This window comes from Flavobacteriales bacterium (assembly GCA_016779935.1).
In the GTDB taxonomy this organism is placed as follows: Bacteria; Bacteroidota; Bacteroidia; order Flavobacteriales; family UBA7312.
The window spans coordinates 56,427-71,608 of the sequence record JADHMQ010000004.1 but is presented as its reverse complement, the minus strand read 5'-3'; the positions used below and the strand labels follow the sequence as shown (position 1 = coordinate 71,608).

The window sequence follows — 15,182 nt, the reverse complement described above, 5'->3', positions numbered from 1 at the left end:
CGGAAGGTAATAATACCTAACAAATTTAAGACTCTTTTTTAAAGTCTAAAATTCTCCGCTCTCGCCGCCTTGCTTAATGTCGTCATTACGGATGTTCGTTCTGTTTTTAATGGCATCAAACCTCAACTCACCAAAGGTATACTTGAAGCTAATTCCAATAGAACGGAAGACCGTATTTCGATTGCTATACAGGTAAAAGTCATCACCTTGAAGTTCTGTTTCAAAGGATTTGTATTTTTTGAATGGTTCAACAAACCTCAAACCAATAGAGCCTTTTTTGTTGCTAAACTCTTTCTTGAAGCCAAATGAAAACATTGAAAATCCTGGTACATATCCCTGAGCCGTTTGATTAGGCTGACGGAAAAAACCAAAGGTCTCGGCTTTGTAGCCTTTTCCAATGTCATAATTCCCTCCCATATTCCAATTGAACAGTATTCGCCCCAAATCATCTGAAGTGGTTTGATAGGTGTAAAGGTTAAAGCCTGCCCGTAAATTGGCTGCTCCTAAAGTAATAGAGCCGTAATAATTGACCCCTATTGACAAGTTTTCTCCTAAGTTTTGGTAAGAGGTAATGGCTGTATCGCCATTTAAACTAACATTGGATTCTATTAAGTCATAAGTTTGTTTGGCAAAAAGGTAATAGCTGCCTTTATATTTTTTAGCAAAGCTGTTGTAGCCTACCTCTATTTGGTGCGTTAATTCTGGCTTCAAATAAGGATTTCCTTCGTCCTGTGAAAATGCGTCTGTGTAAGAAGTGTTTGGATTTATATACCTCATTCCAGGTCTTGAAATACGCTTACTGTAACTGGCTTTGATGGATTTCGTCATGTCTATCTTTCTTGACAAAATAAAGCTAGGCAATAGTGTAGTGTATTCATTTTCAAACTGCCCTTTACTATTTCTCACCCAAGAGTCGTCAATTTTAGAATTCCATTGTCCAGTTATTAGAGTGTTTTCAGCTCTTAAGCCCACTACTGCACCCCATTTTTTTGTGAGTTCCCATTTGGTAGACAGATAGAGTGAAGCTACATTTTGAGTATAGTCAAACTGCTCTAAGGGCTGTAAGTAAGATGATCCTTGTAAAGTAGAATAATCGTTAACTAAATTTCTGTTGATATACTTTGCTCCTACTTCAATAGTGTGCTTGTCTTTTAGTGGATGAGTATAGTCTAACTGATAGGTGTAAGACAGTGGGCTTCCATCGTTTTTATTTATGATGCTATCTGTTGGGCTTCCATCAAAATAATCTTGATATACTAAGTTATCTTGGTCAGAAACGTCCCCGCCTAACTGAAAAGCTAACCTCAACTCACGGTCTTCGTGGTCACTAAATTTTTTAACATAATCTGTCGTCCATTCATAACCTAACATGAGGTTTTTTGAATCGGTATAGCGGCTTGTATCACTAATTTGATAGGCTAAATTGTCTAAAAACTCATTATCTAAGATAGTGGTGTAAAGACTATCGTTTGCCCATTCAGTATTTGTTTGTCTATTTCCTTTAAACTGCACGCTCGTTACTAAGCTATTGTAAGGGTTAATGTCGTAATACATCTCCGATGTTCCGCCAAAACCAATCCACTGCCCTTTAGTTTGAGCATTTTTAGTCAGTGTGGTTGCATCCGCAAAATTAAATCTATGATAGGTTTGTTCACCACTAAGTGGCCATCCGTAACGAATTCGTGCTCGAGCAGAAAAGCCAAATTTCCCTTTTCCATAGTTTATGTCGAGGGACTGTTTGTTGACACGTGTTCCAACAGATCCATTAATCGTACTTTTAAAACCTGAAATTTGCTTTTGCTGAGTAATAATATTGATAATTCCCGCTCCTCCTTCGCCATCGTATTTTGCGGTTGGACTGGTAATTACCTCAACACTTTTGACTTGTTCGGCAGGTATCATTTGTAAGGCGTCTGCTGATGATCCTGAAAAGAAAGTAGACTCTTTTCCATTAACTAAAAACTTGATGTTTGATGAGCCTCTTAAATTAACGTTACCTTCTAAATCTACTGAAAGCAATGGGGTTTTGCGCAATACATCTGTAGCGTCATCTAAGCCTTCGTTAAGATCGTTTTCTGCATTGTAAACAATCTTTTCCATTTTACTTTCGTAGACGGGTCTATCTTCATTAATGGATACTTCTTTGAGGTTTACTACACCAGGCTCAACTTTAACTTTCTTGAGATAGATAAAGGTTTTATTTTTATTTAAGGATACTTCTACACGCTTCTCCTCATAGCCTATATAGTTAACTAAAAAATAGTAATCAGCTAATCCTAGTTTATTGAATTGGAAAGAGCCCTTTTCGTCCGTGATGGTACCTTCCATCAGTATATCGTTTTTACGGAACAATCGAACATTGGCAAAAGGGAGTTCTTCGCCTGACTTGGCATCGACAAGTTTACCGCTAATTTGACCGTTATGAAGTGCGGCGTTTTTGCCTCCAAAGCTACCCATATCTGGACGTTGGGCAAATACCAAAGAGGCTATAAATAAAAGTAAGATTGTTAGGTTAGTTCGCATGGTACAAAAATAACCTTTTTGTACACAAGTTTAATAGGCTCAAAATAATTTGAGCCTATTAAACATAATAAACTAACTATTGGTGATCGTGCTCTTCGCAGTGGATATCTGCACCTGGGTAGCTCCCTGCCGGTACAGTATCGTTTCCAACAACAACTGGCTCATCTAGTGTATAGCCATTGCTTTCTACGTCAGCTAAGTCTCCTTCACAGAATTCACCGATTTCTACCTCAACTTCTTGGCCTTGAGCATTTTCCCACGCAATGTGACACTCATGACATTCGTCATGGTCTGTACAAGCAAAGAAAAAACCTAAAGCCATAATAATTGCTACTTTTTTCATTTTTGTAATTTTTAAAATGTTGAACATAATTTAATAAAATATGACCTTCCTTCATGTGGAATTTCATAACTCTTTAGCCTTGACAAATGAGAAATATAACTCTTGTTTGTTACATTTTTCACGCCAATTGTTAATTCAAAATTTGGAAGCTTATCAATTGAAATATTCATTCCTAAATTAAATAGACCGTAGGCTTTGCTAGGCGTTTCATTTTCGACTACCTTTTCCTGAGCAGCCGTATATACATATTCAAAAAAGGTGTTGTGTAATTGAACCTTCTTTTGTGTTTTGTCAAAATAATAACGGACTAATGTCTGTGATTTATGAGCAGGCATTAATGCTAAAAAAGAATTGCCTTCTTTTCCTTCCATTATGGTTAAACTTTCTTCAAAATGTAGATGATGAGCAAAATGTGGGTGATAATGTACATTCATTTCTATTCCTTTAATTGATACATTATCCACTTGTTCATATGTATAAACTGGCGTATAATCGATGATACTATCTTTAGGTATGAGTGCAATAAAATCGTTTATAAGGTGGAAATATGGATTTATAATTAGTCCTAAATGTTCACTTGTCCACTCGTAAGCAATATCCAATTGGTGCCCTTTTTCTGCAATTAAATTTCTATCTCCTATTTCAAAACGTTTTGTTCCGTGATGTACGCCATATGCTAACAATTCTGAAAAGTGTGGAGTTCTAAAAGCCGAGGAGTAAGTTGCTCTAAAGTGATGCTTTTGTGCTTTTTTAGAAAGTCCTATTGTAGCACTAAAAGCATCAAAACCTTTAGAAAACGTATTGTCTTCTAGTTGTATTTCTCTTTTATCGAAACGTAATCCTAATTGAGAAGAAACCGAATTTTTAGCATATTCTAATAAGGAATAGGCTCCAAAATCAGTTGTTTTACCATCTGGAATGAGTAGGGTGCGTGCTTCTTTATTAGTGTTTTGTTGCTGTCCCAATTGTGTTCCTAATGTCCAATTAAATCCCTTGCCAAACGGAACAGAATAGCTCCCATTTAATTGAGTTGAGGCTAATGTAACATCAAGCTCCGGAACATTCCAAGCTTCGTATTCTTCAAGCCTGTTAACGAATTGTGATAAATTGATGTTCAAAATATTATCTGCAATGAAAAAGGTGTTTTCTAAATTTAAAATTTGTTGAGTATTAAACTGTGTTGGACGCGTGGGGTATCTATCTTGTGAAGATGAGCTTAGTTGCTCAAGTGTCGGCTCTGCAGCATGAGAATGTGCTGGTATTCCGAGTATGCTGTAATTATACTGATATCGTAAATTGACAATCCATTTATCAGTATTGTATCCTAATGAAGTCTTAAAAGCTTGATTGGAATATCGAGAGTTGAATAAGTAAAGACCGTTGGGTAATTGATAATCTGCTGCAGATCCGTATCCAATTAAAGTGTTTGTTTTGAAGCCTTTAGTTGTCCATTTAACTCCAAGCTGATTATTAATTCTCATGTTGGACGATTCGAATGTCGAAATTATTTTTGAGCGTGGTTTTCCTCCGCTAATGTAATTTTCATCGGAGAAATACAAAGCTCCTCCAAGGGCGTCTGCACCAAAAATAATGGATGCTGGACCTTTTACTAACTCGACCTTACCAAACCCCAAGTCTGTGAAGCCAATACCATGGTCACCTCCCCACTGCTGATTTTCTATTCGAACACCATTGACTAAAGTTACAACTCGCATGCCTGACAATCCTCTAACAACAATTTTTTTGATTCCTGCACCTGTTGAAGTTTGGTCAACACCGCTTAACTTTGAAATGCTCTCCCCTAAATCAAATGAGCTTTCATTTAATTGACTCATTTTTTTTGATTGAATATTAACAGTCTGATTGGAAGATAATTTTTGATTTATAGATGATACTACAACCTCATCGATATCCACATGCAATTTGTTCAGCTGAATACTGATTTCCTTTTCTGAAGAATATTGTATAGTCTTACTTTCATATGTTTCTTTACTAAAAAAGATAAGTGTATTTTTGGGGATGTCAAGGCTTAGTGAAAACTGCCCTTCGCTATCTGTTTGGGCCAAAACCATAGTAGACGAAACTAACACATCTACACCTGCTAAAGGCTGATTTTCACTATCCTTAACGGTTCCGCTAAACTGGGAAAAGCAGTAAAATGGTAAAAAAAGTAAGAAAATTTGTTTAATCATATTTTTTCGCAACACTGTTGCAAATGTAGTCATTTTTAAATAATTTTGATGTATGAGTAGTAGAAATATTAGGTTAACTCCATTTAGACAAAAAGTGTTGGATTTATTCGAGCCTTCTAAATCCGCCCTAAAGGTTAGAGATATTGAAAATAAGCTGGTAAAATTTGATAGGATAACGCTATATAGAACTCTAAAATTATTTACTGAACATGGCATTCTTCATGAAATAATTCTACCTAATGAAAAGAAATACGCTGCCTGCCACGAGCAATGTAATGAGCATGGACACCAACATGACCATTTACATTTTCATTGCTCTAATTGCGAAAATACATTCTGTTTAAATACGACCGTCGTTCCTATTGAATTAGATGGCTTCAAAGTCCAAAATACGGAGTTAAATGTTTTTGGCTTGTGCAAGTATTGTAACTAAGAAAAATATACCGTTTAGAGTTCTAAGATTCAAACTCATTAATTAAATCATCTAATTGTTCCGACTGATCTTGTAATCGTTGAATAGACATATTGATAATACGCTTATTCAATGCTGATAAATTCTGACTATAATACACATACTCTTCTGTTGTAAATAAACCAAGAACAATCCCAATAAGCTTACTTTTAAAACTTTGATTAGTATTCAAGGATTTGTGAATATAATCTAACCTCTGCTGGCTAGTTAATTTAAAAAACACCCCTTTATATTGTCTAGCATAGTGAACAAACATTTGCAGCAATAAATGATTTTGAAATTTTAATATAGGGCGTAATACTGCATTTTGAAAAGCCTCTAAATCTTTGGTGTTCAGATAAACCTTAATAGAATCTATATTTGGGCGAAGTGCTATAAGAATTTGTTTTCTATCTTTCATTTTATAATTTTTTATACATAGTAAAATGCGGTCCAATACCATCAATTTCATACATGGGTCCAATTTTAACAAAACCCAAAGAAGCGTAAAATTCTACAGCTACGAGTCTAGCCTTACACCATATTAAATCACACCTCTTATTTCTTAGCTCAGTAATGACTATATGCATTAAATTTGATGCTAATCCAATCCTCCTAAATTCTGGGTGAGTTGCCATACCTCTAAGTCTGTAAGCTCTATGCGAATTGACTTCTTGCAAAGGTTCAGGGTAAAAAGTTGCAATACAGGAGGCTATACCGTTTTTCATTACGGCATAATGTAAAGTAGTTGCCTCATTATCTCTATGGTAATCTGTAGATTCTATAGGCTGCCCAGGACGAAGGACATGACTTCTTAAAGGTCTGATTTTTTCTACATCAACTTGTTGAACGGTCATAAAGCGAATTTAAAAAATTACAGCAAATTTGCTTATTTTTGTACCCTATAAATAAGTTAACCTTTTTAAACAACAATCTATGGAAATTGTAATGATAAAAAAATTAGGTTGTGGACCTTGCAAGACGTTTGAACCCATTGTAAAAGCTGAAGCTGAAAAACGCAATTTAGGCTTTAGACACATCATGCAGGAAGATATGCCTGAAGAAATTAGGCCGCCATATTTTCCTTATTTCTACCTATACAATGAGGGTGAGGTTATTGAACATTGGGGTGGAACAAGTGATCGAAAACTTGAGAAAGTTTTAAAGCGTCATCTCGATAAATAAAACCTATTTATTATAGAAGATATTCATCACAATAGCATGAGGTAAGGTGATGACCGAGATAATGATTAATGCTAAAAATGGAACGGAAATATTTATAGTTCCATTATAGGACAATAGCACTAATGCCGTGGTGAAAATTATACTCAAAGATGAATAAGGCAAGAGTAGCTTCATGAAATCCATAACGCTAAAATCAGTGCGTTCAGACTTGAAAAACTGATACTCTTGATTCATTACCATTATAGAATGAAGTATTACAAAATACAAGGTAAAGCCAATTATAAATGGAAAAAGATAAAAGGTAAGGTGAACCAATACTATCACAAAAATCTCTGACGAAAAGCGTTTAAAAGAAATATTATCGGATAAAAATAGATAGCCTAAAGCCAAAACCGTTAATGCATTTGTAATAGCATAAAACCAAAAAAACATCCCTTCATTATACACCACCGAGAAGCCTTGAGTATCTTGAAATAAAGCTGTAATACCAGCTAATTCATTGATGTTGTAATACACCAAGCTAGCAAGTAAGGCTAAGCCCCAACTAAAGAATAATATTGGTCGCCATTTCTGACTTAACTTAATGTCAACCAATTGCGATTCTCCAAAATGAAAAGCCGATAAGAGTAAGAATATTACAAAACTGACAACAGGTTGCCAAAACCAAAGTAATACAAAGGCTACAATAAGACCTAAGTAGATGGCGTAAAACTTGAACTGGGACATTTTTCGTTTTCTAAAAAACAAAACATGGTCAATAGCTCCGTGCGGAATACCAAACAATAAAATTAAAACGGATGCCCCAATAAGTTGGTTGTTAAGTGGTATTTCTACAAAGGCCTGATAAATCAGAAATAATGCGTAAATACAAACTACAAATATGAATGTAAATCGATTCATAATCCTCTGTAAATATTAAAGGCAGACTAAATAATATATCTAGTCTGCCTTTAAATTAACCAAAAACGATGATTGTTATTTTGATTCTGTTACGGCAATGTTATAAACTACCAAACCGAATCCGATTTTGTTAATAGCATCTGCAATGTTGTACCATAAGTCTACATCACTTGGACTCATAACACTACTTAACCATCCACCTTCCATACACATGTATCCTATTGGATAGATTGCCCATCCTACTAATACGAACCATGCTAGTGTACGAACACCTTTCTTGACTACTTCAGAATTACTCTTCTCGGCTAATTGTGCCACTTCACCAAACCATGCAGTGTATAAAATGTATATGTAACCTATTGTAGATATTACACCCCATTTTACTGAATGTGCTGTATCGCCACCTTCTGGGTTAAATGATTCACCGATATACCCGGCAACCAACATCCATACTGATGCAATAATTAGTTTCCACAATAAACTTTTTGTAGCTCCGGCAGCCCTAGTCAGTAGATAAAACTCTACACACATTAGCGGCACTGTTAATGTCCAGTCTACATACCTAAAGAAGGTTGGATTATCTCCTGTTGCCATGTAATAATCACGCATGTAGAAGTAGTGTACTGCTGCAATACCTGTGATTAATCCTGAAATTAAAAGAGATAATTTCCATTTATCGTCTACACTGCCTCTTTCAAAGAAAAAGAATACAGATGCGGCAAACATTGCCATGTATCCGATAAAAAACGTGAAGCCTACATAATCGTCTGGCCTCATTACTTGAATGTCTAATAGCATAACTTGTTAATTTAATAGTTAGTGGTACAAACATATATAATTTTGTATAACTTTTTAATATTTTAACTAGACATTTTCATTTTTAACATCATTTTTTTTATGTTTAATCTAGTAAGTGACTTATCAAAAAAAATCGTTTAAAATTGTTTTTTTTAGTGTTTTTGAGCTAATTTTATGCTCCAATTGACCCTAACAAGTGAAATTTAAATACCTAAATACAAGCAAAAAGCTTCAATTTTATGCAATTGAAGAAGCTTCATTTGACGATATTCCGCTGTATGGAGATAGCGTTCCGGCAGGTTTCCCCTCACCGGCAGATGACTATTTGGATATGGACTTAAATCTGCACGATTACCTAGTTCAACACCCTTCTGCTACTTTCTGTGTGCGCGCTATTGGCGATTCAATGGTAGATGCGGGTATCAAAAGCTCCGATGTCATGGTTATAGACAGAGCCTTAACGCCTAAAAACAACGATATTATATTAGCTGTAGTCAATGGTGAGTTTACCGTAAAGAGGATAAAAAAGAACGAAGATGAGCTCTACCTCATGCCGGCAAACGACAACTACAAACCCATGAAAATTACCGAAGAAATGAACTTTCAGGTATGGGGAGTAGTAACGTTTATCATCCACAAAGCCAATGCTAGCACTAGCGGATTGTAATAACTTTTACGCGTCATGTGAACGCGTGTTTCAGCCCAAATTAGAAGGAAAGCCCATTTTGGTACTCTCTAATAATGACGGTTGTGTTATAGCACGAAGTAATGAAAGTAAGGCTTTGGGAATAAAAATGGGTGTGCCTGTTTTTCAAGTCAAACATCTAATAAGACAGCACAACATCCATGTTTTCTCCTCCAACTTTACGCTATATGGCGATTTATCTAAAAGGGTAATGTCCACCATGCGGCAAGAAGTAAAGGCAATGGAAGTCTATTCTATTGACGAGGCGTTTATGGATTTTACAGGCGAAGGAGACCCTCTTTCTAAGGGTATCGCTTTAAAGAAAAAGGTAATCCAACACACGGGCATCCCTATATCTATTGGTATTGCCCCTACTAAAACCTTGTGCAAGGTAGCTGGCCTTATCGCTAAAAAACACACTAAGTCTGGCGTTTTTGTGTTAGACAAGCCCGAACTCATTAATAGAGCCCTCAAATGGTTGGCCGTAGAGGACCTATGGGGCATAGGAAGAAGACATGCTCGCACGCTACAAAATATGGGTGTAAAAACAGCATATGACCTTTGCAGAGCCGAAGAAAGCTGGGTAAAACGTCGACTATCTGTTGTTGGACTAAGAATGGTAAAGGAACTGAAAGGCATTCCTTGTTTTCCTCTAGAAGAACATGCCAGTAGAAAAAAGAACATTTGCACCTCGCGTTCGTTTGGCAAAACGGTAACACATATAGCAGAGTTAAAAGAAAGTGTGAGTAATTACGCCTCTAGCTGCGCCTACAAACTTCGCAAACAAAAAAGCTGTACCACAAGAGTAAGCGTATTTATACATACCAATCCTTTCAAGCCAACGGACAAACAATACAAAGGCTTTAGCTCCTTTGTTTTGGATTCTCCAACTAACGACTCTATGGAAATTATCCGCTTTGCACTAAAAGCCCTGGATAAAATATACCGCCCTGGCTATACTTATAAAAAAGCCGGAGTTATTGTTGGCGATATTGTTCCTCAACAGCAACAGCAACTCAGTTTGTTCGATGCTATAAACCGTCAAAAACAACAATCTGTGATGTCTGCACTAGATAAAATTAACGATAGAATGGGGCGCGATAAGGTGCGTTTAGCTATACAAGGTCAGGCACAGCAGTGGAAAATGAAAAGAGAAAAACTCTCCCCTTCCTACTCCACACGTATAGAAGAATCTTTGATAGTGTATTTGTAAAGCGAAGACTACAGACTTATTTAAATTGTATTTTTGCCCTCACTAATTGACTAACACTTGAATATAGAATTACATACTTCTTCAAATTCTGTTGATTCCAAGCAGTGGAAAAGTCTAGAAAAAGAACTTACTCCTTTTTTGTCTTTACCGTTCAAGCAAGCTCTGGAAAAAAACCATGCTGAGAATATAAAACACCTGTATTACATATTAAACGATAAGGATAATAGGGTTGTTGGCTATGCTCAACAATTCAATTTAGGTGGTGGTAAAATTAGCTCCTATCAAAAAAGAAATCAGGTAAATAAGGGTTTTGTTAGTTTTTTGTTGGGCTTGTTAAGGTTAAATGTAGTGGTAATCGGAAATGGTCTAATCACCAACGTAAATAACATTAGTGTAGATAGAATAGAAAACAAAAACGAATTTGTAACGAGTCTACTCAAGAAAATTCGACTAACATTATGTGTCAATAAATTTATTATCCCTGACCACTTCTTCACACACTTGGGCATTGTAGATCCTGTAGATGAACTTCCGAAACTTATAAAAATAGAGGTCGAAGAAGATATGCAATTGCCTCTATCAAGCGAATGGAAAAGCTTTGAAGACTACACCAACAGCCTGAAGAAAAAATACCGTAGCCGACTACGTGGAGTGATGAAAAAAAGTGAAGACGTTAACATTATCCAATTAACAAAAGAAGACTTAATACAATACGAAGATGAAATTCAAGCACTTTTTGAAAACGTAAAGAAAAACTCTTCTTTTGGAGCGGTTACCTTTAACTCTAGAGTATTCAAAGACCTCGTGCCACTGGACCGCCCAAAGAGTAAGGTATACGGCCTATTTTTAGACAAAAAACTTATTGGCTTTTCTTCCGAACTAATGGCGAATAATAATTTATACTCTTACTTTATCGGCTTAGATTATAAATACAACCAAGAGTACGGACTCTACGAACGTATACTTAACGAAAGTATTAAGCATGCTATTCAAAACCGTGTCAATAGGGTCATATTTGGCAGAACTGCAGCTGAGTTTAAAAGCAATGTAGGTGCTGTTCCGATGAAATCATACATCTATATCTACATACACAACCCTCTACTTAGATGGGTATTGAGACCTCTACTAAATGCTATAAAGCCAAAAAAATGGACTCAACGACATCCGTTTAAAGACTAGTGTAAAACCCCACCCACTTCAGGCTCTTTCGCTAAAAAACGATACGATACTCCTACTGTAAATTGAGTTTGAGTAGCAAACTGAGAACCATTTAAATCCTCATACATAGGGATGTCTGCTGTAGCAAAATAGGTGAAGCCTTTATCGGAGTAGCTAATTTGTGGAACAAATAAGAATTTTTTAAGCCCTGTCGAATGCTCCTCTACATTATAATTAATTAAGTCTACCCCATTAGCCGCCTCTATCTTTCCAACTTGCTCATATTTTAACTGACCAGTAACACCAAAGTTTTTAGGAAGACTTTTACCGACAAACAAACTCACACTTGAGTAATCTCCAAACTTTTGGCCCAAAGAATTAAATGCTTTTTTAATGTACAAGGTATTAGCAAACACTCTGAATTTCTTCTTAGGGTATGTTCTGTAAAAAAAGGAATAAAACATAGCGTCCTGTGAACCATTAGTCAACTGTGCAATGGGCGGGTTATAAGCGTATATATCACCAATTATAGGATTAGAAAACAATAAACTAGAATCCTTATGGCTACCTATTGGGAATTTTAAGCCAAGTCCAACTGTTATTTCAGTTCTATGGTTATCTCTTTTCCAATTGAAAATGTTGTAACGTGGGAAAAGAATTAAATCAGAAACCCCTGAAGTGGAGTACGATTCATTTTTATTATCAATAGATTTATCTAAAAAATACCCCAGTGCAACAGACATAGTTAGTTTTTCACTCAGACCATAGTCTGTTCTAAAAAAAAGATAATCCGAACTGAGTGTGTCATTCAATATTGATACCGTATCCTTATTATTGTTTGTTTTGAAAAGGTGAGAGCTGATATATTGATAACTGGTGGAAATTTCCATCTGATTTTCTAACAATACTCCAGAAGCTGCGCCACCTGAAATTGGACTGCCAGAACCTCCAGAACAACACCCTTGAGAGAAAAGATATTTACTGCCTATTAACAAACAGATTACTATTATGATTTTTTTCATGCTTAAGTTCTATTTATTAACGATAAACGATTTGGAATGATTCAAATATTCAAGAAAGTAAAGTCCTTCTGTAAAAGCTGAAACATCAACGGATATAGTAGAGTGAAAATTCTCTTCTTTAAAAACGAGCTTTCCTAAAGAGTTAAAAATCTTAATCGTAAAAGCGTCTTGATATTGACTATTAATAGTCAATCTTTCTTGTGTTGGGTTTGGAAATATAGATAATTTTAAATCTTCAGCCTGATTAGTAACATTATCAATAATGGAAGTATTTGAACACTTTTCTATCGCTTGGTCGATAGCTTCCTTTATTCCTTCCGATGAACTGTTTTCATTGTAGAATATTTTATGACTGTTACATCCCAACACAACGATTTTTGGCATTCCATCAACGCCATAATCACTCATACTTATTGCTGAATTAGAAAACTTGGTCACATCACCCATCTGATAATTTTCGGACCATGTTTGAATCACAGAGCATTCGTGGTCAGCATAATCATCTACCATTAGATACTTCACTTTGTCTGGATTGTATTCTTTAACAACAGAATATGCCGAAACAGGATCGGCAATGCAAGACACACAGGGCATCACCCATGCAATCACAACAACATTTCCAGCATCAAGGTCTTGAAATAAATTATAAGATTCTCCATCACAATTGTCAACTGTAAAGTCGGTAGCTGTACTTTGACCGTTTGATAACATACAGCAAGAGATAGCCGCTACGGCTAATATTAGTTTTTTCATATGTTTAAGTAAAATGTTATTTTTTATCTCTGTCATATTTACAACAGTGGTGTAAATTTTCATAGACTTCGTCATCTGCTTTGTGCTTCTCAGTGTCATAACCGACTGACGCTATCTTTTTTTGAATTTCATCAAGATTAGTTTTTTCAGAGTGAAACTTAACTACCATCATTTCCGTCTCAGAGCTCCATTTAGCAGAAATAACTCCATCTACAGATTTAGCAGCTACGGTCTGTGCATCATGGGGAATGGAAAATTGTACTATGGGTTGTGCTGCTAACTAAAGGCTGGATTTAAACTGTCTCAAGAAACGTACGTCATTTTCAAAAAACAACCTAAGGTCATTGACTTGGTATTTTAGCATAGCTATTCTTTCAATACCCATGCCAAAAGCAAAACCACTGTATTTGTTTGGGTCAATGTTGCAATTTCTTAGTACGTTAGGATCTACCATACCGCAACCAAGAATTTCAAGGTAACCGGTATACTTGCAGACGTTACATCCCTTGCCTGAGCAAATGTTACAAGACACATCTACTTCAGCGCTTGGCTCTGTGAATGGAAAGTAAGAGGGTCTAAGTCTTATCTCTGTTTTGTCTCCAAACATTTCTTTAGCGAAATACAGTAAGACTTGTTTTAAATCAGCAAAGGATACGTTTTCGTCAATATATAAGCCCTCCACTTGGTGGAATATACAATGAGCACGAGCAGATATGGCTTCATTTCTATATACCCTTCCTGGTGAAAGGGTACGTATTGGTGGCTTATTGTTTTCCATATACCTGACTTGTACTGAGGAAGTGTGTGTGCGTAAAAGTATATCTGGGTTTGTCTGTATAAAGAAGGTGTCTTGCATATCCCTAGCAGGGTGTTCTTCGGGCAGGTTTAAAGCGGTAAAATTATGCCAATCATCCTCGATTTCAGGTCCTTCAGAGAGGGTAAAACCTATGCGATTAAAAATTTCTACAATTTCGTTCTTAACTAAAGACAGAGGGTGTCTGCTACCCATTGAGTCTTCGGTCACTGGCATCGTTAAGTCAACCCCTGAAGAGGTTTTTTTGGATTGAGTGAATGCTCCTTTACCTTCCTCTAATTTGTTTTGAATAGTTTGCTTAAGCTGATTTAAAGCTTGACCAAAATCCTTTTTCTGATCATTTGGAACATTTTTAAAATCTGCAAACAAGTCGTTCATCTGGCCTTTTTTACCCAAAAATTTAATCCTAAATTGTTCTAATTCTTCAGAATCCTTAGCTACAAAAGAATTTACCTCGACTAAAAGCTGTTGAACTTTCTCTAACATACTACTTAATTATACTAACCTTCATTGCTGCCTTTTCAAGAGGCAAGTTGTTTTTATTTCTCTTAAGTTTAGAAATCTTAGTAATAACTTCTAAACCTTTTATTACTTCTCCAAATACTGTGTAACCGCCATCCAAATGAGGGGTGCCGCCAACAGATGTGTACACTTTTTTCTGAGTGTCTGTTAGCTTCGTTCCCATTCTTTGCTCAATCATCGCTATTTTTTGAGCGTCATACACCTGCCCCTCTACGATATAGAACTGAGAGCCTGAGGATTCTTTTTTAGGATTTACTGCATCGCCCATTCTGGCAGCAGCTAAAGCTCCTTTTTTATGAATTAAATTGGGGTTAAACTCTGCTGGCAAAGTATATCCTGGTCCACCATTACCAATTTGCTGGCTTGGGTTTTCTTCTTTTGATACAGGGTCTCCTCCCTGAATCATGAAATTTGGAATTACTCTGTGAAATAGTGTGCCATCATAAAACCCTTTTTCGACCAACTTAATAAAGTTATCTCGATGGATTGGGGTTTCATTGTACAGTTCAGCAATCATTTCGCCATGAACAGTTTCAATTTTCACTTTTACCCTATCTTGAGAAAATACAGAGAGGGCTAAAACTAGGACGAATAGAGAGGTTAAAATTCGTTTCATATTATTG

General features: G+C 36.0%; 17 protein-coding genes. 5 read left to right on the top strand and 12 right to left on the bottom strand.

All coding sequences use genetic code 11. The features are described 5' to 3' along the window. Positions 1-45 precede the first annotated feature (45 nt). The 3 genes from ISP73_03690 to ISP73_03680 all read right to left on the bottom strand — a co-directional run bounded on the left by ISP73_03690 (position 46) and on the right by ISP73_03680 (position 5,058). Positions 46-2,523 carry a TonB-dependent receptor gene (locus ISP73_03690; GenBank protein MBL6657689.1) on the bottom strand — a complete coding sequence of 826 codons (2,478 nt, stop codon included), beginning with the start codon at positions 2,521-2,523 and terminating at the stop codon, positions 46-48. Between the two features lie 76 nt (positions 2,524-2,599). Beyond that, entirely contained in the window at positions 2,600-2,866 is a 267-nt protein-coding gene (locus ISP73_03685; protein ID MBL6657688.1) for a hypothetical protein, read from the bottom strand. A gap of 11 nt (positions 2,867-2,877) precedes the next feature. After that, entirely contained in the window at positions 2,878-5,058 is a 2,181-nt protein-coding gene (locus ISP73_03680; protein ID MBL6657687.1) for a TonB-dependent receptor, read from the bottom strand. A 52-nt stretch (positions 5,059-5,110) separates the two neighbouring features. On the opposite strand from ISP73_03680, the gene ISP73_03675 reads away from it, so the two are divergent. Then, positions 5,111-5,491, top strand: coding sequence for a transcriptional repressor (locus ISP73_03675; GenBank protein MBL6657686.1), 381 nt, complete (start codon positions 5,111-5,113; stop codon positions 5,489-5,491). Between the two features lie 22 nt (positions 5,492-5,513). Here ISP73_03675 and ISP73_03670 read toward each other — a convergent pair whose 3' ends face one another. Together ISP73_03670 and ISP73_03665 are read right to left on the bottom strand one after the other, a co-directional pair. Continuing rightward, positions 5,514-5,930, bottom strand: a complete 417-nt coding sequence (locus ISP73_03670) for a glyoxalase (GenBank protein MBL6657685.1) — start codon at positions 5,928-5,930, stop codon at positions 5,514-5,516. A gap of 1 nt (position 5,931) precedes the next feature. After that, positions 5,932-6,366 (bottom strand): GNAT family N-acetyltransferase, encoded by a 435-nt coding sequence (locus ISP73_03665; GenBank protein MBL6657684.1) that lies wholly within the window; start codon positions 6,364-6,366, stop codon positions 5,932-5,934. Positions 6,367-6,457: 91 nt separating this feature from the next. Between ISP73_03665 and ISP73_03660 the strand changes: the two genes are divergently transcribed. After that, positions 6,458-6,694, top strand: a complete 237-nt coding sequence (locus tag ISP73_03660; protein MBL6657683.1) for a hypothetical protein — start codon at positions 6,458-6,460, stop codon at positions 6,692-6,694. A gap of 3 nt (positions 6,695-6,697) precedes the next feature. Here the strand turns inward: ISP73_03660 and ISP73_03655 are convergent, their stop codons facing one another. Next, positions 6,698-7,594 carry a Brp/Blh family beta-carotene 15,15'-dioxygenase gene (locus ISP73_03655; GenBank protein MBL6657682.1) on the bottom strand — a complete coding sequence of 299 codons (897 nt, stop codon included), beginning with the start codon at positions 7,592-7,594 and terminating at the stop codon, positions 6,698-6,700. A gap of 75 nt (positions 7,595-7,669) precedes the next feature. After that, complete coding sequence (locus ISP73_03650) at positions 7,670-8,392, bottom strand: bacteriorhodopsin (GenBank protein MBL6657681.1); 723 nt, start codon at positions 8,390-8,392, stop codon at positions 7,670-7,672. Between the two features lie 196 nt (positions 8,393-8,588). Between ISP73_03650 and umuD the strand changes: the two genes are divergently transcribed. Genes umuD through ISP73_03635 form a run of 3 tightly spaced genes read left to right on the top strand, consistent with a single transcriptional unit; the run spans position 8,589 to position 11,469 of the window. Further along, a complete protein-coding gene (umuD, locus tag ISP73_03645) occupies positions 8,589-9,059 on the top strand; it encodes a translesion error-prone DNA polymerase V autoproteolytic subunit (protein ID MBL6657680.1) in 471 nt (156 codons plus the stop codon). After that, positions 9,037-10,290 carry a Y-family DNA polymerase gene (locus tag ISP73_03640; protein ID MBL6657679.1) on the top strand — a complete coding sequence of 418 codons (1,254 nt, stop codon included), beginning with the start codon at positions 9,037-9,039 and terminating at the stop codon, positions 10,288-10,290. The genes umuD and ISP73_03640 overlap by 23 nt, the downstream gene beginning before the upstream one ends. A 57-nt stretch (positions 10,291-10,347) precedes the next feature. Further along, positions 10,348-11,469, top strand: a complete 1,122-nt coding sequence (locus ISP73_03635; protein MBL6657678.1) for a GNAT family N-acetyltransferase — start codon at positions 10,348-10,350, stop codon at positions 11,467-11,469. On the opposite strand, the gene ISP73_03630 is transcribed toward ISP73_03635, so the two are convergent. From ISP73_03630 to ISP73_03610, 5 genes are all read right to left on the bottom strand, one after another. Further along, entirely contained in the window at positions 11,466-12,470 is a 1,005-nt protein-coding gene (locus tag ISP73_03630; GenBank protein MBL6657677.1) for a hypothetical protein, read from the bottom strand. The two genes, ISP73_03635 and ISP73_03630, sit on opposite strands and share 4 nt — an antisense overlap. A 9-nt stretch (positions 12,471-12,479) precedes the next feature. After that, complete coding sequence (locus ISP73_03625; GenBank protein MBL6657676.1) at positions 12,480-13,223, bottom strand: T9SS type A sorting domain-containing protein; 744 nt, start codon at positions 13,221-13,223, stop codon at positions 12,480-12,482. 16 nt (positions 13,224-13,239) lie between these two features. Continuing rightward, the gene (locus ISP73_03620; GenBank protein MBL6657675.1) at positions 13,240-13,395 is read right to left on the bottom strand and encodes a hypothetical protein; all 156 of its coding nucleotides are present in this window, start codon (positions 13,393-13,395) and stop codon (positions 13,240-13,242) included. Positions 13,396-13,503: 108 nt separating this feature from the next. Further along, complete coding sequence (pheS, locus tag ISP73_03615) at positions 13,504-14,523, bottom strand: phenylalanine--tRNA ligase subunit alpha (protein ID MBL6657674.1); 1,020 nt, start codon at positions 14,521-14,523, stop codon at positions 13,504-13,506. A 1-nt stretch (position 14,524) separates the two neighbouring features. After that, positions 14,525-15,175, bottom strand: coding sequence for a peptidylprolyl isomerase (locus tag ISP73_03610; protein ID MBL6657673.1), 651 nt, complete (start codon positions 15,173-15,175; stop codon positions 14,525-14,527). Between the last annotated feature and the right edge of the window lie 7 nt (positions 15,176-15,182).

Bases quoted from the DNA above. Each gene is read 5' to 3' on its own strand.
- ISP73_03690 (MBL6657689.1), bottom strand. From the start codon at position 2,523: ATGCGAACTAACCTAACAATCTTACTTTTATTTATAGCCTCTTTGGTA.
- ISP73_03685 (MBL6657688.1), bottom strand. From the start codon at position 2,866: ATGAAAAAAGTAGCAATTATTATGGCTTTAGGTTTTTTCTTTGCTTGT.
- ISP73_03680 (MBL6657687.1), bottom strand. From the start codon at position 5,058: ATGATTAAACAAATTTTCTTACTTTTTTTACCATTTTACTGCTTTTCC.
- ISP73_03675 (MBL6657686.1), top strand. From the start codon at position 5,111: ATGAGTAGTAGAAATATTAGGTTAACTCCATTTAGACAAAAAGTGTTG.
- ISP73_03670 (MBL6657685.1), bottom strand. From the start codon at position 5,930: ATGAAAGATAGAAAACAAATTCTTATAGCACTTCGCCCAAATATAGAT.
- ISP73_03665 (MBL6657684.1), bottom strand. From the start codon at position 6,366: ATGACCGTTCAACAAGTTGATGTAGAAAAAATCAGACCTTTAAGAAGT.
- ISP73_03660 (MBL6657683.1), top strand. From the start codon at position 6,458: ATGATAAAAAAATTAGGTTGTGGACCTTGCAAGACGTTTGAACCCATT.
- ISP73_03655 (MBL6657682.1), bottom strand. From the start codon at position 7,594: ATGAATCGATTTACATTCATATTTGTAGTTTGTATTTACGCATTATTT.
- ISP73_03650 (MBL6657681.1), bottom strand. From the start codon at position 8,392: ATGCTATTAGACATTCAAGTAATGAGGCCAGACGATTATGTAGGCTTC.
- ISP73_03640 (MBL6657679.1), top strand. From the start codon at position 9,037: ATGCTAGCACTAGCGGATTGTAATAACTTTTACGCGTCATGTGAACGC.
- ISP73_03630 (MBL6657677.1), bottom strand. From the start codon at position 12,470: ATGAAAAAAATCATAATAGTAATCTGTTTGTTAATAGGCAGTAAATAT.
- ISP73_03625 (MBL6657676.1), bottom strand. From the start codon at position 13,223: ATGAAAAAACTAATATTAGCCGTAGCGGCTATCTCTTGCTGTATGTTA.
- ISP73_03620 (MBL6657675.1), bottom strand. From the start codon at position 13,395: ATGATGGTAGTTAAGTTTCACTCTGAAAAAACTAATCTTGATGAAATT.
- pheS (MBL6657674.1), bottom strand. From the start codon at position 14,523: ATGTTAGAGAAAGTTCAACAGCTTTTAGTCGAGGTAAATTCTTTTGTA.
- ISP73_03610 (MBL6657673.1), bottom strand. From the start codon at position 15,175: ATGAAACGAATTTTAACCTCTCTATTCGTCCTAGTTTTAGCCCTCTCT.